Origin of the sequence: Amycolatopsis thermoflava N1165 (genome assembly GCF_000473265.1) — a bacterium.
Lineage (GTDB): Bacteria > Actinomycetota > Actinomycetes > Mycobacteriales > Pseudonocardiaceae > Amycolatopsis_E > Amycolatopsis_E thermoflava.
In genome coordinates this window covers 1,421,378-1,439,982 of the sequence record NZ_KI421511.1, presented here as the reverse complement: position 1 = coordinate 1,439,982, position 18,605 = coordinate 1,421,378, and the positions used below count along the sequence as shown (strand labels likewise).

The following is an 18,605-nucleotide window of genomic DNA, read 5'->3' as shown; positions in this document are numbered from 1 at the left end:
GCGGCTACCCAGCCGCGGGCGAATCATCCGCCCCACCGTGGGTAGCCGTACCGGACACCGACCGGAAGGGCCGTTGATGTTCCCCGCCGACTCGCTCACCTTCATCGGCACCGCCACCACCCTGGTCCGGCTGGGGCCGTTCACAGTGCTCACCGATCCGAACTTCCTCCACCGCGGCCAGTGGTCCTACTTCGGGCAGGGCCTGGTGTCCCGGCGGCGCACCGAACCGGCCGCGCAGGTCGCCGACCTGCCCCCGCTGGACGGGGTCGTGCTGTCCCACCTGCACGGCGACCACTTCGACCGGGTCGCCCGCCGGGACCTGCCCGCCGACGTGCCGATCCTGACCACCGAGCACGCCGCCCGGCGGCTGGCCAACCGCGGTTTCCAGGCCACCGTCGCCCTGCCCACCTGGCGCGGCGACACCTTCCGCGACGGCGACGCCCAGCTCACCGTCACCGCCGTGCCCGCCCGCCACTCCCGCGGACCGCTGAACCGGATCCTGCCGCCGGTCATGGGCAGCATCTGGGAGTACAGCCCGCACCCGGGCGCGGCGACGCTGCGGATCTACGTCAGCGGCGACACGATCGTCCACGACGAACTGACCGGGATCCGGCGCCGCTACCCCGAGATCGACCTGGCCGTGCTGCACCTGGGCGGCAGCCGCGTGCTGGGCGTGCTGGTCACGATGGACGACCGGCAGGGCGGCCGGATGCTGGAGATGATGAACCCCACCCACGTGGTGCCGGTGCATTTCGACGACTACGGCAAGTTCACCTCGCCGGTGTCGAACTTCCTCGCCGAGGCCGCGCGCCGCCACCCGGCCACCGACGTGCGGCTGCTCGCCCGCGGCGAGTCCTTCTCGCTGGCGAACCTGCTCAGCGCCCGCTCGCCCGGTTGATCGCGTCCCGCTGCGGCACCACCACGTACCGCGGGTCCTTCGTGGACTCGACACCGGCCTCGAACACCCCGAACCGCTGCAACGCGCTGCCGGCCAGCAACGCCAGCCCGGACACCACCTGCACGGCCCGGCTGCGCCGCCCGGCCAGCGCACCCGCCGCGCCACCCAGCGTCAGGTACTCCGACCACTTCCGCAGCCGGTGCGCCTTGCCGGTCGTGTAGGCCTGCGACACCAGCCCCAGGCGCTGGTCGACCACCTTCGACGCCACCAGCTCCGCCGCCGCGCCCAGCACCGCCAACCGCCGCGCCGGCCCCGCCTCGGCGACCGGCGCCCACACCATCCCCCACCCGGCGCCGCTGGCCGCGGCCGATCCGGTGAACACGAACGGCAGCTGCCGGTGCGCCGACTGCCAGGCGGGCACCGCGGTCTGCGACAACAGCACCGCCGTGTACGAGGCGACCCCGGGCGCGAACGCCGCCGCCGACAACCCCGCCGGCCGCGCCAGCCTGCCCAGCAGACGGCCGGGCAGCGTGCCCCGCCACCGCCGCGGCACCAGCTCCGCCACGCCGGCCACCCCCGCGCCCGGCCCATAGGCGACCAGGATCCAGGTGCCCACGCTCATCGGCGAACTCGGCTTCGCGACCCGCAGCATGTGCAGGAACCGCTCCGGCCGCCCCAGGTCGGCCACCAGCAGGTACATGCTCGCCGCGAGCGCGCCCAGCGCCCCGGCGCGGCTCGCCCGCCGCAGCACCGGACGGCCGGTCAGGTCCGCCCCCGCGCCGAGCAGCGCCGACCCGGCCGACAACCCGCCGGTGAACAGGTAGGCCGGGATCTTCCACTCCCACACCGGCGGCTTGAGCACCGGCCGCCCGTAGTAGGACCGGAACTCGGCCTTGGGCACCGCGACCTGCTCCTTCATCCCCTGCCCCGTCCGAAGAACACCGACACCGCGGCGGCCGCCAGCGCGGACGCGGCCATGCCGGCGAACTTCCACATCGACCCCGCGTCCCGCGTCGGCACCACCGGATCCGGCGGCAGACCGTACACCTCGGGCTCGTCCAGCAGCAGGAAGAACGCGCCGTCGCCACCCACGCCGTCGTCCGGGCTCTCCCCGTACAGCCGCGCCTCGGTCACCCCGGCCTCGTGCAGCGCGTCCACCCGACGGGCCGCCCGCTCCCGCAGCTCGTCCAGCTGCCCGAACTGGATCGAATCGGTCGGGCACGCCTTCGCACACGCCGGCTCCAGCCCGTCCCGCAACCGGTCGTAGCACAGCGTGCACTTCCACGCCCTGCCGTCGTCCTCGCGCCGGTCGATCACCCCGTACGGGCAGCCGGACACGCAGTAGCCGCACCCGTTGCAGATGTCCGGCTGCACCACCACCGAACCGAACTCGGTGCGGAACAACGCCCCCGTCGGGCACACGTCCAGGCACCCCGCGTGCGTGCAGTGCTTGCACACGTCCGAGCTCATCAGCCACCGGAAGTCCGTCCGGGCCTCCGCGCCGCTGCCCGCCCCGGGCAGGTCGAACGAGGGCAACCCCAGGTCCACCGGCTCCGGCGACACCGCCCCCGGCCGCTCCTGCTCCACGAACGCCACGTGCCGCCACGAGTTCGCGCCCAGCATCCCGGTGTTGTCGAACGACATGCCCAGCAGGTCGAACCCGTCGTCGGGCACCCCGTTCCACTCCTTGCACGCCACCTCGCAGGCCTTGCAGCCGATGCACACCGAGGTGTCGGTGAAGAACCCCATCCGCGGCGGGTGCTCCGAGTATCCGGCGTCGCCCGCCACGTCCTCCAACGGGCCGTAGAAGCTGTTGCTCATGACCGCTCCTCCGTGTGGGCGCTGTCCGGATACGCCGTGGCGATCCGCGTTCCGGTCTCCACCGTGATCCCCGCCCGCGTGCGGTACTCCTCCAGGTAGGCCAGCAGCGCCGGGCCGCGCGGACGCCGCCCCGGCCGGATGTCGCACGTGGCCACCTTGCTCTCCTGGATGAACACGTTCGGATCCAGCACCACGCCCAGCAGGTCGTTGACCACGTCGCCGTCCACCAGCCCGGTGTGACCCCAGTGGTAGGGCATCCAGATCTGGTGCACCACCCGGTCCTCGATCCGCAGCGGCCGCATCCGCTCGGTCACGAACACCCGCGCGTCCACCGCCGCCCTGCTCGTCACCACGTGCGCCCAGCCCAGGTGCGCCAGCCCGCGCTCGGCCGCCAGCTCCGGCGAGACCTCCACGAACAACGCCGGCTGCAACTCCGCCAGGTAGGGCAGCTGACGGCTCATCCCGCCCGCGGTGTGGTGCTCGGTCAGCCGCGCCGCGGTGAACACGAACGGGAACACCTCACCGTGCGCCTCCGGCGGCGACGGATTCGACGGGTTGTCCACCCGCCCGTACACCTTGCGCGCCGGATTGCCCTGCTGCCCGTACAGCGGGTTGCGCACCGGCGACTCGTGCGGCTCGTAGTGCGTCGGCAGCGGCCCGTCCAGCACCCCGTTCGGCGCGAACAGCCACGCCTTGCCATCGGCCTGCATGATGAACGGGTCGTCCCCGTGCAGCGCGTCCGGACCCGACGCGCCCGGCTCCGGCCGGAAGTCCGGCGGCTTCGTCTTCTCGAAGTCCGGCACGTCGTGCCCGGTCCACTCGCCCTTGTCCGCGTCCCACCACACCAGCTTCTTGCGCTCACTCCACGGACGGCCCTGCGGATCCGCCGACGCCCGGTTGTAGAGCACCCGCCGGTTCAGCGGCCACGTCCAGCCCCACTCCGACTCGTACGGGCCCTGCTCGTCGTGCGGCTTGCGGCGCGCCGCCTGGTTCACCTCGTCGGCATACACGCCGCTGTAGATCCAGCACCCGCACGCCGTGCTGCCGTCGGCCTTGAGCTCCAGGTAGCCGTTCAGCGCGCGGTCGGCGGTCAGGTCGACCCCGTTGATCCGCCGCAGCACGTCCTCCCCGGAAGGCTCGTCACCGTCCTCCATCCGGTAGTCCCACCACAACTCCTGCAGCGGCCGGTCCCGCTCGTCGGCCGAGGCCGCCAGCTTCTCCTTCAGGATCCGGCCGAGGTGGTAGAAGAACCACAGCTCGCTGCGCTGGTCGCCCCTCGGCTCGACCGCCTTGTCCCGCCACTGCAGCATCCGCTGCGTCTGGGTGAACGTGCCGGACTTCTCCACGTGCGAGGCCGCCGGGAAGAAGAACACCTCGGTGCGGCACTGCTCCGGCACGATCTCCCCGGTCTCCACCTCCGGCGAGTCCTTCCAGAACGTGGCGCTCTCGATCATCGCCAGGTCCCGCACCACCAGCCAGTCCAGGTTCGCCATGCCCAGCCGCTGCAACCGCCCGTGCGCCGACCCCACCGCCGGGTTCTGCCCCAGCAGGAAGTACCCGAACACCTTCCCGTCGATCATGTCCATGACCGTGCGGTAGGTCCCGTGGTCGCCGTTGATCCGCGGCAGGTAGTCGAAACACCAGTCGTTGTCCGCCGTGGCGTGGTCGCCCCAGTACTCCTTCAGCAACGACACCAGGTACGCGTCGGCGTTGCGCCAGAACCCCTTCTGCCGGTCACCCCGCACCAGGTGCAGGTACTCGCCGATGCTCTCGTGCGAGGTGTCCGGCATCGGCAGGTACCCGGGCAGCAGGTTGAACAACGTCGGGATGTCCGTCGACCCCTGGATCGAGGCGTGCCCGCGCAACGCGAACACCCCGCCACCCGGACGGCCGATGTTGCCCAGCAGCAACTGGATGATCGACCCCGCCCGGATGTACTGCGCGCCCATCGAATGCTGCGTCCAGCCCACGCTGTACACCAGCGCCGCCGTCCGCTCCCGCCCCGAGTTCTCCGTCCACGCCCGGCACACCTCTTCGAACAGCTCCCGCGGCACCCCGCAGGTCCGCTCCACCATCTCCGGCGTGTACCGCGCGAAATGCCGCTTCAGCACCTGGAACACGCACCGCGGGTGCTCCAGCGTCGGATCCGCGGCGATGTCGTCCGCCCCGCCCTCCAGCGGCGGCCCACCCGAACCGTGCTGCTCCGGCGCCGACTGCTCCTTCGCCCGCGCACCCCGGCCCTCCCGCGGCCGCGCGCTCTCGTAGTGCCAGCTCACCGGATCGTAGGACCCCGTCTCCGGGTCGTACCCGCTGAACAGCCCGTCCAGGTCCTCGGTGTCCCGGAAGTCCTCCCGCACCAGGAACGACGCGTTCGTGTACGCCCGCACGTACTCCCGGAACTCCAGCCCGTTGGACAGGATGTGGTTGATCACCCCGCCCAGGAACGCGATGTCCGAGCCCGCCCGCAACGGCACGTGCCGGTCCGCCAGCGCGCTCGTCCGCGTGAACCGCGGGTCGATGTGGAACACCTTCGCGCCACGCGCCTTGGCCTCCACCACCCACTGGAACCCGACCGGATGGGCCTCGGCCATGTTCGAGCCCATGATGATCACGCAGTCGGAGTTGACGAGGTCCTGCTGGTAATCCGTCGCGCCACCGCGACCGAAGGAGGCTCCCAGACCGGGAACCGTGGCGGAGTGTCAAATACGGGCCTGGTTCTCGATCTGGATCGCACCCAGCGCCGTGAACAACTTCTTGATCAGGAAGTTCTCTTCGTTGTCCAGCGTCGCGCCACCCAGGCTCGCCAGCCCCATCGTGCGGCGCAACGGGTTGCCGTGCTCGTCGGCGTCCTGCCAGCCCCGCCGCCGCGCGTCCAGCACCCGCTCGGCCACCATCTCCATCGCCGACGGCAGGTCCAGCTCCTGCCACTCCGTCGCGTACGGCGCGCGGTAGAGCACCTTCTCCTGCCGCTGCGGGCCGGTCACCAGCTGCTTGCTCGCCGAACCCTTCGGGCACAACCGGCCACGCGAGATCGGCGAATCCGGGTTGCCCTCGATCTGCACGACGCGCTCGCCCGAGACGTACACCTTCTGCGCGCACCCCACCGCGCAGAACGGGCACACCGAATGCACCACGCGGTCCGCGGACGCGGTGCGCGGCATCAGGGAGTGCGACCGGGCGGACTGCGCCGCGGTGCCCCGGCCCAGCCGGTCGGCGCCGGTCAGCTGCCGGTAGACCGGCCACGACCGCAACCAGTCACCCACGCCCATCGCTCACCTCCCGGCACGTCCCGCTTTCCCGCCCGCGGGGCGGGGCAAACCCACGCGATCAATCTTCGTGCGTCGCGCGCCCCGCGTCCAGCCGGGAGTGGTACCGCTCGTGCGCCTCCCGCACCAGGTCCCCGGAGATCCACGCGATCGGCTCCACATCCACCAGCAACGGCTCGTTGTCCGGCCCGAAGTCGACCTCCTTGCCGGTCAGCACCCACGGCCGCGCCCCCTCCGCCTGCTGGTGCGCGTACTGCACGATCCGCCGCGCCAGCCAGTCCTCCACCGGCAACGACCACCAGCCCGGCGCGTTCAACGGGTTCACCGACACCCCGGGCATCTCCAGCCCGCTCTCGTGATCGGTGCTCGGGTGCTCCGCGTCGGACTCCGGACCGGGCGAGTACCGCACGTAGACGACCGCACCAGGGATCAGCAGCTCCGCCAGATCCGCCAGCCGGTGCAGGGTGGGCAACGAGTCTTCGACCGCCATGCCGCACAGATGCCCCGCCACGGCCACGGTTAACCGCGCACCGTGTAGCGCGTCACCACCTCGGCCGGGCGACGCCGCGTCGCCGGCCCCGCGAACCCGTACCCGAACCGCAGCACCACCTGCGGATTCCCGGGCGCCGACACCAGCCGCGCCACCGCCGGCCGCAACGCCGGGACCTCCACCGGCTGCGACAGGAACGACACGCTCACCCCCGCCGTCGTCGCCCGCAGCAGCACCCGCTGCATCGCCTGCCCCGCCCGCAACTGGGCCAGCCGCGTGTCGGTGTACGACGACAGCACCGCCACCAGCGGCTTGCGGTCGAACGGCCACTCCGGACCCGACCCGGCCACCGACGCCGGCACACCGTCGTCCCGCGCCCCGTCCGACGCCGTCCACTGCCGCAGCTCGTCCTGGAACGCCAGATCCTCCCGCTGCGACCGCTCGGCCTCCCGCAGCAGCACCCCCAGCTCGTCCAGCTGCCCGGCCCGCCCCACGACCGCCAGATGCGCGCCCTCCTCGGTCGCCGCCCGCACCAGCGCCTGCCGCACCCACACCGGCACCTCCCGCGCCGTGAACGCCCGCCGGTTGCTCCGCCGGTAGGCGATCGCCCGCGCCATCGCCACGTCGTCCGGCGTCGGGGTGACCCGCCCCCGCGCCCACACCGTCGCCAGATGGTCCGGCACGTCCCGCCGCGGCAGCAGGTGCACCACCGGGGTCCGGCCCGCGGCACGCAACGCCAGCCGCACGTTCAGGATCGCCGCGCCGCAGGCCAGCCGGGCCTCCCGGCCGTCGGGATCGGCCACCTTCAGGATCCGGTCCGGGTCCAGGAACACCCCGACCCGGTCACCGTCCACCTCGAACCGCCACGGCTGGCTGTTGTGCGGCGACGGCGCGCGGACCGCCGCGTCGAGTGCGACCCGCACCGGGTCCTGACCGGCGAACGACATCTGGGCTCCCTGCCGCGAAGGGTCCAGGATCGCTCCACTCTTCACCACCCCACGCTTCCCCCACGAGGGCACGGTGTCCTCACCGAAGAGGCCTTTGTGCCCTACCGGCGGTGAAACTCGCCCCGCGCCACCTCGCCTTTTGACTGGTGTTCTCCCAGGTGACATGCGAGTCTGGCGATATGCCCGGGACCGACGACCCCGACGAGGCCCAACCCGTCGCCGGGTTACGGGAAACCCTGTCCCAGTTGCGGTTGCGCGAACTGCTCCGCGAAGTGCAGGACCGCATCGAGCAGTTGGTGCAATCCCGCGACCAGATGGACGGACTGCTCGAAGCGATGCTCGCCGTCGCGGGCGGCCTCGAACTCGACGCCACCCTGCGCCGCATCGTGCACGCCGCCATCAACCTCGTCGACTGCCGCTACGGCGCCCTCGGCGTGCTCAACCAGGACCGCGAAGGCCTCGCCGAATTCGTCTACGAGGGCATCGGCGAGAAGACCCGCCGCGAGATCGGCGACCTGCCCACCGGGCACGGCCTGCTCGGACTGCTGATCCAGCAACCGAAACCCATCCGCCTCGACGACATCTCCCAGCACGCCGCGTCCTCCGGGTTCCCCGCGCACCACCCGCCCATGAAGACCTTCCTCGGCGTCCCGGTGCGCGTGCGCAACGAGGTGTTCGGCAACCTCTACCTCACCGAGAAGCGCAACGGCCAGCCCTTCACCGAGGACGACGAGGTCGTCGTGCAGGCACTGGCCGCCGCGGCCGGCATCGCCGTGGAGAACGCCCGCCTCTACGAAGAAGCCCAGCTGCGGCAACGCTGGCAGGAAGCCACCAGCGAGATCCGCGCCGAACTGCTCGCCGCCGCCGACCCCATCGACGTGCTCTACCTGATCGCCAACCGCGCGCTCGCCCTCGCCGGCGCCGACTACGCCTTCATCGCCCAGCCCGAAGACCCCGACGCGCCACCCGCCGACGTCACCCACCTGACGGTCACCGTGTCCGCGGGCCTGGACTCCGACCCGCTCGTCGGCCGCGAGATCCCCATCGAGGGCTCCAGCTGCGGCGCCGCGTACACCGACGCCCAGCCCCGCCGCGTGGAGAACCTCGCCTACGACCTCACCCACGAGTTCGGCCCCGCGCTGGTCCTGCCGCTGCGCGCGTCCCGCGACCACGTCTCCGGCGTGCTCGTCACCCTCCGCAAGGCAGGCCAGGACCCGTTCGACGGCACCCAGCTCCCGCTCGCCGCCGCGTTCGCCGACCAGGCCGCGCTCGCCCTGCAACTGGCCGAGGACCAGCGCTCCATCAACGAGCTCAAGGTGGTCTCCGACCGCGACCGCATCGCCCGGGACCTGCACGACCACGTGATCCAGCGCCTGTTCGCCCACGGGCTGGCCCTGCAGAGCACCCACATGCGGTCCCGCAACCCGGAGATCCAGCGACGGCTGGCCGACATGATCGACGACGTGCAGAGCATCGTCGCCGAGATCCGCACCGCGATCTTCGACCTGCACGGCGGCCTGCAGGGCACCACCCAGCTGCGTAAACGGCTCAACGAGATCATCGCCGAGGTCACCGGCGACACCGGGCTGCGCACCACGGTCCGCATGTCCGGGCCGATCGGCGTCGTCGGCAGCGACCTCGCCGAACACGCCGAGGCGGTGCTGCGGGAGGCGCTGTCCAACGCGGTCCGCCACGCCCGCGCGACCACCCTCACGATCACCGTCTCCGTCGACGACGACCTCGTCATCGACGTCGTCGACAACGGCACCGGCATCCCCGGCAAGGTCGCCCGCAGCGGCCTGCACAACCTCGCCGAACGCGCCGCCCAGGCAGGCGGAACGTGCTCGGTGACCGCGCTGGACGGCGGCGGCACCCGGCTGACCTGGTCCGCCCCGGTGACCTAACCGGCGAAGTAGTGCCCCTCCTCGAGATCCGCCATCAGGGTGGGGTGCACCGGCTCCCAGCCGAGCAGGCGGCGGGTGTCCAGGCTGGACAACGGGTTGTCGATGCTCATCAGCGGCGCGAACGGCCCGAACCGGCCAGCGGCCTGCCCGGCCGGGATGCTGCGCACCGGGACCCCCAGGCGGCGGCCGATCGCCCCGGCGATGTCCCGCACCCGCACGCCCTCCTCCGCCGCTGCGATCAGCTGCGCTCCCGCGGGCGCCTGCTCCACCGCCAGCCGGTAGAGGCGGGCCAGGTCCAGCGTGTGCACCGCGGGCCAGCGGTTCGCGCCGTCGCCCAGGTAGCACGAGACACCGCTCGCCCGCGCGAACCTGATCAGCGTCGGCACGAAACCGCTCCGGTCCCGCGTGCTGTGCACCACCTGTGGCACCGCCACGAGCACAGCGCGGACCCCCTGCCCGGCCAGCCCGGCGATCAGCCGCCCCGTCGCGAGCCGCGGGTTCGCCGCGAGAATCTCGTCCGCCACCCTCGGCATCCCGATCCCGACGAGGGCCTTGCCCGTGCCCGCCAGCGCCTCGCCGAACGCCCGCGCCGCGGCCAGGTCGGCGGCGGCCGCCGCGGACCAGTCCCCGGCCAACGCCGCGGCGTTGTCGAAGGCCAGGTGGACGACCGCGTCCGCGTCGGCCGCGGCCTTACGCAGCCCGTCGGTGTCCGCCAGATCGCCCAGGCGCACCTCGGCGCCCAGCGCCTTCACCGCGGCGGCCGAGGACTCCGAACGGGCCAGGCCCACGACCTCGTGCCCAGCCTGGAGCAGTTCGGTGACGACAGCGGAACCGATGTGACCGCCGGCGCCCGTGACGAAAACCCGCATGAGAAGCCTCCCACTGAAGTGATGTGACTGAGTACCGTCACTGTAGCGAAAGTGACGGTACTCAGTCACATCACCTAGGCTGTGCACATGGGCCGCTGGGAACCGAACGCGCGCATGCGCCTGGTGCGCGCCGCCATCGACCTGTTCGCCGAGCAGGGCTACGACAAGACCACCGTGGCGGAGATCGCCGAACGCGCCGGCCTCACCAAGACCACGTTCTTCCGCCACTTCCCCGACAAGCGCGAAGTGCTCTTCGCCGGACAAGAAGTGCACGCCCGGCTCCTCGCCGACGGCATCGCCGGCGCACCCGCCGACGCCACCCCGCTGCAAGCCGTCGCCGCCGCCCTCGACGCCGTCACCGCCACCTTCGTGCCGGAACAACGCGAGTTCGGCCCCCGCCTGCACGACGTCATCGCCGCCCACAAGGAACTGCGGGAACGCGAGGTGTTCAAACGCGCCGGTCTCGGCGCGGCGATGACGGAAGCGCTCACCGCGCGCGGCGTGCCGGACCCGGCCGCGAGCCTCGCCGCCGACCTCGGCGTCCGCGCCTTCACCCGCGCGTTCGACCGGTGGATCGAGCCCGCCAACGACCAGCCGTTCCCCGAGCTCGCCCGCCAGGCTCTCGACGAACTCCGCACCGCGGCCGCCACCCTCGCCTGAACCCGCATCCCCAGGCGTGCCAGGGTCCTTCGGCCCTTACCGGCCGCCCCCGGGCTCGACGAGGCTGGGATCATGCACGCCTGGCGAGTGTTCCGGCCCGGGCCTCCGGGCACCCGCAAGTTCGAACTCCGCAACGAACCCGTTCCGGACGTCGGTGACCGCGAACTGCTGCTGCGCGTGCTCGCCTGCGGGGTCTGCCGCACCGATCTGCACGTCGTCGAGGGGGACCTGCCGGTGCACCGCGCCGGAGTGGTGCCCGGACACGAGGTCGTCGGCGAGGTCGCGGCCCTCGGCCCGCACGTCACCGGCTTCGCGGTCGGCGACCGGGTGGGCGCGGCCTGGCTCCGCGCCACCTGCGGTGAATGCGCTTACTGCCGCCGCGGCGCGGAGAACCTCTGCCCGAACTCCCGCTACACCGGGTGGGACGCCGACGGCGGCTACGCCCGATTCACCACCGTCCCCGCCGCCTACGCCCACCCGCTCCCCGGCGGCTACTCGGTCACCGAGCTCGCCCCGCTGCTGTGCGCCGGCATCATCGGCTACCGCGCGCTGCGCCGGTCCGACCTGCCCCGCCGCGGGCGCCTCGGCGTGTACGGCTTCGGCGCCAGCGCCCACCTGGCGGCCCAGGTCGCCCTCGCCGAAGGCGCCACCGTGCATGTCCTCACCCGCAGCGCCCAGGCCCGGCAACTCGCGCTCGACCTGGGCGCGGCCTCCGCGCGCGACGCCACCGGCCCGCCGCCGGAACCGCTCGACGCGGCGATCCTCTTCGCCCCGGTCGGCGATCTCGTCCCGCCCGCGCTGGCGGCGCTCGACCGCGGCGGCACCCTCGCGATCGCCGGGATCCACCTGACGGACATTCCGCCCCTGAACTACCAGGACCACCTGTTCCAGGAACGCACCCTGCGCAGCGTCACCGCCAACACCCGCCGCGACGCCCGGGAGTTCCTGGACTTCGCCGGCGAGCACCACCTGCGGATCGTCACCACCGCCTACAGCCTCGACCAGGCCGACCAGGCGCTCGCCGACCTGGCGGCCGACCGGGTCACCGGCGCCGCGGTGCTGGTCCCTTGACGTCCGTTAGGTGACCTTGGTCCTCTGGGATCGGGGACCTAAGCCGTGTCGCGGCGGACCGGGCGCCCGTAGCCTGGTTGGGTTCCGTGTGGCGAAGGGATGGCGGAATGATCAAGGTCTTCCTCGTCGACGACCACGAGGTCGTGCGCCGTGGTGTCGCCGATCTGCTCGAGGCCGACCCGGCGCTGACGGTGGTCGGCGAAGCGTCCACCGCCGCGCAGGCGCTGTCCCGGATCCTGGCGCTGCGGCCGGACGTGGCGGTGCTGGACGTCCGGCTGCCCGACGGCAACGGCATCGAGCTGTGCCGCGAGCTGCGCTCCCGGCTGCCCGAGCTGAACGTGCTGATCCTGACCTCCTACACCGACGAGGAGGCCATGCTCAACGCGATCCTGGCCGGCGCCGGCGGGTACGTCATCAAGGACATCCAGGGGCTGCAGCTCGTCTCGGCGGTGCGCGAGGTCGGCAGTGGACGGTCGCTGCTGGACACCCGCGCGGCCGCGACCCTGATGGCGAAGCTGCGCGCGGACGCCGTCGAGAGCGGCCCGCTCGCCGGGTTGAGCGACCGCGAGCGCACACTGCTCGGCCTCATCGGCGAAGGTCTGACCAACCGCCAGATCGCCGAGCGGATGTTCCTCGCGGAGAAGACCGTGAAGAACTACGTCTCCCGCCTGCTCACCAAGCTCGGGCTGGAGCGGCGGACCCAGGCCGCCGTCCTCGCCACGAAGTTGCGGGAGGGCAGGCAGGCGACGGAGGAGAACTGAGGTCGCGAAAAAGCCGCGCCGTATAGGGCGTTATACACCCTTGTGGTGTTCCCGGCGCTCCCGCTCCTCGCGCTCCCGGTAGGCCTCCTCGGCGAAGTACCGCCGCATCGCCGATTCCGCCATCTCCTCTGTCGTGTGCCGGCCCGTCCGGGACGCCGCGGTCACCCGCGCCTCCCGCGCCGCCTTGCGGCTCTCCAGGTCGTCGTTCATCGTCCACTCCTTCCCTGGCTGAGCGTCTCCCATTCGCGCGCCCACGCCGCGGCCCGGACGCGGTCGAGCGCGAGATGCACCGCGAGCACGGCGAGCGTCAGCACCAGCACCACGCCGAGCCACCCGAGCAGGCCGACGCCGAGTGCGATGCTCAGCGCGCTGAACGCGGACAGCGGTGGCGGCACCGGCTCCCCCGCACCGTCGATCCAGATCGGCAGCCGCGTGCCCTGGTCCGTGCCCGCCGGGACGCTGACCGGGCCGGAGCGCTCGGTCCCGTCCGGCAGCCGCCACAGCGCGGGCACCTCCGTCACCTGCACCGCGGGCCCGCCCGCCACGAACGCCCCGGCGTCGGCCAGCACCACGGCCGTCACCTGGGTCCGGTCGGCCTGCTGTTCCCGCGCGAGCTCCGATTGGCGGGCGTAAACGCCCGACACGAGCACCCCCGCCAGCGGCACGGCGGCCACCGCCAGCAGGATCGCCACGACCAGCAGACGCGCCTCCCAGCGATCCCAGGGGCGCACCAGCGGACCGCCCGGGTGGATCAGGCGCCAGAACCGGACCGGCCACGACTCGGGTGCGGACGTCACCGGCCTGCCCCCGCCCGCACCACCCCGGTTCCGCCACGCATGTCCCGAGTCCTTCCACCACCCGGGTCAAGCGTGACGCCCCCGCCGCCGGAGGTGAAGGGCCGTTGGTCACCGGACCCGCAACCGGCGCCGCACGGGCAGACTGGGGTGGATGCGCGACACCGACACCACTCCCCTGCTGTCCCGCCGCGCGGCCGTCCTCGGCGCCGTCGCGGTGCTGGCCGCGGCCACCACACTGGCCAACCGGGTGCTGCCCGGCTGGGCCTACCCCCTGTGCGGGACGGTGACCGCGGGCGTCCTCATCGGACTCGCGCGGCTGAGCGGGCACGGGTTCGCCGAGCTCGGCCTGTCCAGGCGGCACTGGCGCCGGTCGGCGGCCACCGGGGGCGTCGCCTGCCTGGTCGTCGCGGCCGGGTTCGGCGTCGCCCTCGCCGTGCCCGCGCTGCGGCCGCTGTTCCAGGACGGCCGCGTCGGGCAGCACCCGCCCGGCGAGCTGGTGTGGCTCGCGCTGGTGCGCATCCCGCTCGGCACCGTGCTCGTCGAAGAGGTCGCCTTCCGCGGTGTGCTGCCCGCGTTGCTGGGCGGCGGTGAACGCTGGCGCTGGCGGCCCGTCCTCGGCGCTTCCGCATTGTTCGGGCTGTGGCACCTGCTGCCGTCACTGGCGCTGCGCCGCAACGCCGGCGTCGACGCGGCCGTCGGTGCCCTGCCCCTGCCGGTCCTGTCGGTGCTGGCGATGCTCGGCGCCGCGGTGGCCGGCGTGGCGCTCTGCGCGCTCCGCTACACCGGGCGCGGGGTGCTGGCCCCCGCCCTGGTGCACCTGGCGCTCAACTCGGGCGGGCTCGTGCTGGCGTGGGTCGCAGGGCGCGCCGGTTAGGGACTTCCGGCCCTTGGGCGGCGACCACGACGACGAGGACAGTGGGGCCAGTCGAACTAGGAGCGTTCATGCGGCAACCCGGCCAGTGGAAGATGGACATCGGACTGGACGAGATCGGGGGTGTGACGCGCGCGGAAGTCCGGCTCGGCGGCACCGACGGCACCCGCTTCACCGGCATCGGCCTCGTCGAGAACGGCCCCCGCGGTCTGCACCTGCCCGGCATCGCGGCCGAGCTGGCCCTCGCGCGGGCACTGAGCGACCTCACCGAGGAACTGCTCGAGGCGGTCGCCTCCGACATCGACACCCAGTTCACCTTCCCCGGGCCGCGCGTCAACTAGGTTCTGCGTTATCAGCGGCGGAGCCGCTTGCGGTGGGCAAGGAACTTGCACCGCCTCAGGTTCCGCTACCCGCACCGCCACGCGAGCCACTTCCGAAACACGCTTCAGCCGGGGACGTTGGCCTCCAGCTCGTCGAGCCAGGCGCGCGCGCTCGCGTCGCTCGGGGCGCGCCAGTCGCCGCGCGGGGACAGCGAACCACCGGAACCGACCTTGGGCGCGTTGGGCATCGCGGAGCGCTTGAACTGGCTGGTCTGGATGAACCGCCACAGGAACTCGCGCAGCCACTTCTTGATCGTCGGCAGGTCGTAGCTGTTGCGCTCCGACTCCGGCACCAGATCCGGCCACCGGCCCGCCTGCACGTCACCCCACGCGTGCTGCGCCAGGTACGCGATGCGACTGGGCCGGTAGCCGAACCGCAGCAGGTAGTACAGGTGGAAGTCCTGCAGCTCGTACGGCCCGACCTTCGCCTCGGAACTCTGCGACGGCCCCGAGTCCGGTCCGTCGCCGGGCACCAGCTCCGGCGAGATCTCGGTGGCCAGGATCGACCGCAGCACCTCGTCGGCACCCTCGCCCAGCTGCTCGGTCGCCACCTCCCACGCGATCAGGTACCGGATCAGCGTCTTGGGCACCGAGGCATTGACGTTGTAGTGCGACATCTGGTCGCCCACCCCGTAGGTCGCCCAGCCCAGGGCCTGCTCGCTCAGGTCACCGGTGCCGACCACGAGCGCGCCGTGGTGGTTGGCCAGCCGGAACAGGTGCGAGGTCCGCTCCCCCGCCTGCACGTTCTCGAACGTCACGTCGTACACCGGCGAGCCGTCGGCGGCCGGGTGCCCCAGGTCGGCCAGCATCTGCCGGGCCGAGGGCCGGATGTCGATCTCGTGCGCCGACGTGCCCAGCGCCTTCATCAGCTTGTGCGCGTTGGTCAGCGTGTGGTTGGTGGTGGCGAACCCGGGCATCGTGTAGGCCAGCACGTTCTCCCGCGGCAGCCCGAGCTTGTCCATGCTCTGCGCGGCGATGATCAGCGCCTGCGTCGAGTCGAGCCCGCCGGACACGCCGATCACGACCTTCTCGATCCCGGTCGCCGCGAGCCGCTGCGTCAGGCCCTGCACCTGGATGTGGTGCACCTCGCGGCAGCGCTCGTTGCGGTCCGCGGTGTTCGCCGGGACGTACGGGAACCGCTGGATCTCCCGGCGCAGCCGCACCGGCACCGGCGGCAGCTCCAGCTCGAAGTCCACGCGGCGGAACCGCTTGAGCCGCTCCCGGTGGTCGTGCGCGTTGTCGTTGAAGCTGGTCATGCGCAGCCGGTCGGCGGCCAGCCGCTCCAGGTCGACGTCGGCGGTCACCAGCTGGTTCGACTCGAACCGCTCGCCCTCGGCCAGCAGCGACCCGTTCTCCGCGATCACCGCCTGCCCGTCCCACGCCAGGTCCGTCGTGGACTCCCCCGGCCCGGCCGCCGAGTACAGGTACGCGGCGATGTAGCGGGCCGAGTGGTTGGTGCACAGGTTGCGCCGGTAGCCGGCCTTGCCGATCACGATGTTGCTGGCCGAGAGGTTGAGCAGCACCGTGGCGCCGGCCAGCGCGCCGAACCCGCTCGGCGTCACCGGCACCCAGCCGTCCTCGCAGATCTCGACGTGGAACACCAGGCCCGGCACGTTCGGCGCGGCGAACAGCAGGTCGCTGCCGAACGGCGCGTCCTGCCCCGCCACGAGCACCCGCTCGGACACCGCGTCCCTGGCCGCCACGAACTGGCGCTTCTCGTAGAACTCGCGGTAGCCCGGCAGGTAGCTCTTGGGCACCACGCCCAGGACCTGGCCGCGGTGCACCACGATGCCGCAGTTGAACAGCCGCCCTTCGAACCGCTGCGGCGCGCCGATCGCGAACACGCCCGGCAGGTCCGCCGACTCCTGCACGAACCGCGCCACGGCGTCGTCCACCGCGGCCTGCAGCGCGTTCTGGTGGAACAGGTCGTCGGCGGTGTAGGAGGAGAAGCCCAGCTCGGGGAACACCGTGATCGCGACCCCGTCCGCGGCCGCGCGGCGGGCCAGCGCCAGCGTGGCGTCGCAGTTGAACTCCGGATCCGCGACCCGGACCTCCGGGACCGCGGAGGCCACCCGCACGAACCCGTGCCGGTAGAGCGAGGTGAAGTCGTGGGCCTGCGCTGATGTCACACTGTCCCCGTTTCCGCGTGCGTGCCGTGCACCGTCGAGCCTAGATCTAGACTCCGACCGTGCCCGACCCCACCACCGCCGTGCGTGATCTCGCGGACTCCCACGTCGCGCAGGCGTGTGCCGCCGACCCCCAGCTGGGCACCATGCTCGGCGTCGCGCCCAGGGAGGACCGGCTCACCGACCTCTCCCCCGCCGGGCAGCGGGAACGGGACGAGCTGGCGGCCGCGACGCTGGCCCGGCTGCGCGGCCTGGAGCCCGACGGCGACGACGAGCGCCGCTGTGCGCGGCTGCTGCGGGAGCGGCTGGAGACCGGGCTGGCCGTCAGCGCGGCGGGCGAGCACCTGCGCATGATCCGCAACATCCTCGGCCCGCTGCAGGGCCTGCGGAACACCTTCCTGATGATGCCCACGGACTCCGCCGAGGACTGGGCGGTGATCGCCCGCCGCGTCGAGCGCGTGCCGGACGCGCTGGCCGGGTACGCCGAGTCGCTGCGCGAGGGCGTGCGGCGCGGCCTGTTCGCCGCGCCGCGGCAGGTGCGGACGGCGATCGCCCAGCTGGACGCGTGGGACGGCTGGTTCGCCGGGTTCACCGCCGGAGCCGGCGTGCCGCCCGCGTTGCGCGCCGACCTGGACCGGGCGTGCGCCGCCGCGCAGGACGCGCTGACCGGGTTGCGTGGCTTCCTGGCCGTGGAGTACCTGCCGCGCGCCGAGGGGACGCCCGACGGCGTCGGCGAGGAGCGCTACCTGCTGCACGCCCGCCACTGGACCGGCGCGCACCTCGACCTCGCCGCGACCACCGAGTGGGCCTGGGCGGAGTACCGCGCCCTGGCCGCGCAGATGCGCGCGGAAGCCGGCCGTGTGCTGCCCGGCGCGCCGGTGCTGGAGGCGATGGCGTACCTGGACCGGGAGGGCCCGGTCGTCGAGGGTGCGGAGGAGGTCCGCCGCTGGCTGGCCGACCTCACCGCCCGCGCGATGGACGACCTGGACGGCAGGCACTTCGACCTGGCGCCGCCGGTGCGGGTGCTGGAAACCCGGCTCGCCCCGCCCGGCAGCGCGGCCGCGCCGTACTACACGCGGCCCGCGCGGGACTTCTCCCGGCCCGGCCGCACCTGGCTGCCCACGCTCGGGCAGACCCGCTTTCCACTGTGGACGCTGATCAGCACGTGGTACCACGAATCCGTGCCGGGCCACCACCTGCAGTTCGGGCACTGGACCACGTTGTCCGGCCGGCTGTCGCTGTTCCAGACCAGCGCCGGTTCGGTCAGCGCCACCACCGAGGGCTGGGCGCTCTACGCCGAGCGCCTGATGGACGAGCTGGGCTATCTCGACGACCCGGCGGCCCGCCTCGGCTACCTCGACTCGCAGATGATGCGGATCATCCGCGTGATCGTCGACATCGGCATGCACCTGGGGCTGCCGGTGCCGGAGGAAGCGGGGCTCGGCCCCGGCCTGCGCTGGACCGCCGAGACCGGCCGCGCGTTCTTCGGCGCCCACACCACGCGCGAATCCGCCTTCCTGGACAGCGAGATCGTGCGGTACCTGGGCGTGCCGGGCCAGGCGATCAGCTACAAGCTCGGCGAGCGCGCCTGGCTGGCCGGCCGCGCGGCGGCCAGGGCCCGCAACCCGCGGTTCGAGCTGAAGACCTGGCACATGGCGGCGCTGTCGGTGGGCACGCTCGGCCTGGACGACCTGGAGCCGGAGCTGGCCGCGCTCTGACGGGCGGCGCTCACCCGAACACCGGC

The 18,605-nt window shown here is 72.7% G+C and carries 17 protein-coding genes; 8 read left to right on the top strand and 9 right to left on the bottom strand.

Going from position 1 to position 18,605, the window contains the following annotated elements; genetic code table 11:
• Positions 1–76: 76 nt before the first annotated feature.
• Positions 77–898, top strand: a complete 822-nt coding sequence (locus tag AMYTH_RS0107150; RefSeq protein ID WP_027929724.1) for an MBL fold metallo-hydrolase — start codon at positions 77–79, stop codon at positions 896–898.
• On the opposite strand, the gene nrfD is transcribed toward AMYTH_RS0107150, so the two are convergent.
• Genes nrfD through AMYTH_RS0107120 form a run of 5 tightly spaced genes read right to left on the bottom strand, consistent with a single transcriptional unit; the run spans position 876 to position 7,422 of the window.
• The gene (gene nrfD, locus AMYTH_RS0107145; protein ID WP_027929723.1) at positions 876–1,817 is read right to left on the bottom strand and encodes an NrfD/PsrC family molybdoenzyme membrane anchor subunit; all 942 of its coding nucleotides are present in this window, start codon (positions 1,815–1,817) and stop codon (positions 876–878) included. The genes AMYTH_RS0107150 and nrfD overlap by 23 nt on opposite strands.
• Positions 1,814–2,719, bottom strand: a complete 906-nt coding sequence (locus tag AMYTH_RS0107140) for a 4Fe-4S dicluster domain-containing protein (protein ID WP_027929722.1) — start codon at positions 2,717–2,719, stop codon at positions 1,814–1,816. Before AMYTH_RS0107140 ends, nrfD begins: the two co-directional genes overlap by 4 nt.
• Positions 2,716–5,988 carry a formate dehydrogenase gene (gene fdh, locus AMYTH_RS0107135; RefSeq protein WP_228684618.1) on the bottom strand — a complete coding sequence of 1,091 codons (3,273 nt, stop codon included), beginning with the start codon at positions 5,986–5,988 and terminating at the stop codon, positions 2,716–2,718. Before fdh ends, AMYTH_RS0107140 begins: the two co-directional genes overlap by 4 nt.
• Positions 5,989–6,046: 58 nt before the next feature.
• On the bottom strand, positions 6,047–6,475 hold the full coding sequence (locus tag AMYTH_RS0107125) for a DUF6098 family protein (RefSeq protein WP_027929719.1): 429 nt from the start codon (positions 6,473–6,475) through the stop codon (positions 6,047–6,049).
• A gap of 29 nt (positions 6,476–6,504) precedes the next feature.
• The gene (locus AMYTH_RS0107120; protein ID WP_027929718.1) at positions 6,505–7,422 is read right to left on the bottom strand and encodes an Acg family FMN-binding oxidoreductase; all 918 of its coding nucleotides are present in this window, start codon (positions 7,420–7,422) and stop codon (positions 6,505–6,507) included.
• A gap of 179 nt (positions 7,423–7,601) precedes the next feature.
• Between AMYTH_RS0107120 and AMYTH_RS0107115 the strand changes: the two genes are divergently transcribed.
• On the top strand, positions 7,602–9,326 hold the full coding sequence (locus tag AMYTH_RS0107115; RefSeq protein ID WP_027929717.1) for a GAF domain-containing sensor histidine kinase: 1,725 nt from the start codon (positions 7,602–7,604) through the stop codon (positions 9,324–9,326).
• On the opposite strand, the gene AMYTH_RS0107110 is transcribed toward AMYTH_RS0107115, so the two are convergent.
• Entirely contained in the window at positions 9,323–10,195 is an 873-nt protein-coding gene (locus AMYTH_RS0107110) for an NAD-dependent epimerase/dehydratase family protein (RefSeq protein WP_027929716.1), read from the bottom strand. The two genes, AMYTH_RS0107115 and AMYTH_RS0107110, sit on opposite strands and share 4 nt — an antisense overlap.
• Before the next feature lie 87 nt (positions 10,196–10,282).
• On the opposite strand from AMYTH_RS0107110, the gene AMYTH_RS0107105 reads away from it, so the two are divergent.
• From AMYTH_RS0107105 to AMYTH_RS0107095, 3 genes are all read left to right on the top strand, one after another.
• Positions 10,283–10,855, top strand: a complete 573-nt coding sequence (locus AMYTH_RS0107105) for a TetR/AcrR family transcriptional regulator (protein WP_027929715.1) — start codon at positions 10,283–10,285, stop codon at positions 10,853–10,855.
• Between the two features lie 72 nt (positions 10,856–10,927).
• Entirely contained in the window at positions 10,928–11,926 is a 999-nt protein-coding gene (locus tag AMYTH_RS0107100) for a zinc-binding alcohol dehydrogenase family protein (RefSeq protein ID WP_027929714.1), read from the top strand.
• Between the two features lie 107 nt (positions 11,927–12,033).
• On the top strand, positions 12,034–12,687 hold the full coding sequence (locus AMYTH_RS0107095) for a response regulator (protein WP_027929713.1): 654 nt from the start codon (positions 12,034–12,036) through the stop codon (positions 12,685–12,687).
• 30 nt (positions 12,688–12,717) lie between these two features.
• Here the strand turns inward: AMYTH_RS0107095 and AMYTH_RS0107090 are convergent, their stop codons facing one another.
• Together AMYTH_RS0107090 and AMYTH_RS0107085 are read right to left on the bottom strand one after the other, a co-directional pair.
• Positions 12,718–12,897, bottom strand: a complete 180-nt coding sequence (locus AMYTH_RS0107090; RefSeq protein WP_027929712.1) for a hypothetical protein — start codon at positions 12,895–12,897, stop codon at positions 12,718–12,720.
• On the bottom strand, positions 12,894–13,484 hold the full coding sequence (locus AMYTH_RS0107085; protein WP_027929711.1) for an Rv1733c family protein: 591 nt from the start codon (positions 13,482–13,484) through the stop codon (positions 12,894–12,896). The genes AMYTH_RS0107090 and AMYTH_RS0107085 overlap by 4 nt, the downstream gene beginning before the upstream one ends.
• A 151-nt stretch (positions 13,485–13,635) precedes the next feature.
• Here AMYTH_RS0107085 and AMYTH_RS0107080 point away from each other — a divergent pair, with 151 nt between their 5' ends.
• The gene (locus tag AMYTH_RS0107080) at positions 13,636–14,358 is read left to right on the top strand and encodes a CPBP family intramembrane glutamic endopeptidase (protein ID WP_027929710.1); all 723 of its coding nucleotides are present in this window, start codon (positions 13,636–13,638) and stop codon (positions 14,356–14,358) included.
• Positions 14,359–14,426: 68 nt separating this feature from the next.
• Positions 14,427–14,696, top strand: a complete 270-nt coding sequence (locus AMYTH_RS0107075; RefSeq protein ID WP_027929709.1) for a dsRBD fold-containing protein — start codon at positions 14,427–14,429, stop codon at positions 14,694–14,696.
• A gap of 104 nt (positions 14,697–14,800) precedes the next feature.
• Here the strand turns inward: AMYTH_RS0107075 and AMYTH_RS0107070 are convergent, their stop codons facing one another.
• On the bottom strand, positions 14,801–16,864 hold the full coding sequence (locus AMYTH_RS0107070; protein ID WP_027929708.1) for an NAD(+) synthase: 2,064 nt from the start codon (positions 16,862–16,864) through the stop codon (positions 14,801–14,803).
• Positions 16,865–16,923: 59 nt separating this feature from the next.
• On the opposite strand from AMYTH_RS0107070, the gene AMYTH_RS0107065 reads away from it, so the two are divergent.
• Positions 16,924–18,579 (top strand): DUF885 domain-containing protein, encoded by a 1,656-nt coding sequence (locus AMYTH_RS0107065; protein WP_027929707.1) that lies wholly within the window; start codon positions 16,924–16,926, stop codon positions 18,577–18,579.
• Positions 18,580–18,605: the final 26 nt, after the last annotated feature.

Bases quoted from the DNA above. Each gene is read 5' to 3' on its own strand.
- AMYTH_RS0107140 (WP_027929722.1), bottom strand. From the start codon at position 2,719: ATGAGCAACAGCTTCTACGGCCCGTTGGAGGACGTGGCGGGCGACGCC.
- AMYTH_RS0107125 (WP_027929719.1), bottom strand. From the start codon at position 6,475: ATGGCGGTCGAAGACTCGTTGCCCACCCTGCACCGGCTGGCGGATCTG.
- AMYTH_RS0107080 (WP_027929710.1), top strand. From the start codon at position 13,636: ATGCGCGACACCGACACCACTCCCCTGCTGTCCCGCCGCGCGGCCGTC.
- AMYTH_RS0107150 (WP_027929724.1), top strand. From the start codon at position 77: ATGTTCCCCGCCGACTCGCTCACCTTCATCGGCACCGCCACCACCCTG.
- AMYTH_RS0107090 (WP_027929712.1), bottom strand. From the start codon at position 12,897: ATGAACGACGACCTGGAGAGCCGCAAGGCGGCGCGGGAGGCGCGGGTG.
- AMYTH_RS0107120 (WP_027929718.1), bottom strand. From the start codon at position 7,422: ATGTCGTTCGCCGGTCAGGACCCGGTGCGGGTCGCACTCGACGCGGCG.
- AMYTH_RS0107105 (WP_027929715.1), top strand. From the start codon at position 10,283: ATGGGCCGCTGGGAACCGAACGCGCGCATGCGCCTGGTGCGCGCCGCC.
- AMYTH_RS0107095 (WP_027929713.1), top strand. From the start codon at position 12,034: ATGATCAAGGTCTTCCTCGTCGACGACCACGAGGTCGTGCGCCGTGGT.
- nrfD (WP_027929723.1), bottom strand. From the start codon at position 1,817: ATGAAGGAGCAGGTCGCGGTGCCCAAGGCCGAGTTCCGGTCCTACTAC.
- AMYTH_RS0107100 (WP_027929714.1), top strand. From the start codon at position 10,928: ATGCACGCCTGGCGAGTGTTCCGGCCCGGGCCTCCGGGCACCCGCAAG.
- AMYTH_RS0107115 (WP_027929717.1), top strand. From the start codon at position 7,602: ATGCCCGGGACCGACGACCCCGACGAGGCCCAACCCGTCGCCGGGTTA.
- AMYTH_RS0107075 (WP_027929709.1), top strand. From the start codon at position 14,427: ATGCGGCAACCCGGCCAGTGGAAGATGGACATCGGACTGGACGAGATC.
- AMYTH_RS0107110 (WP_027929716.1), bottom strand. From the start codon at position 10,195: ATGCGGGTTTTCGTCACGGGCGCCGGCGGTCACATCGGTTCCGCTGTC.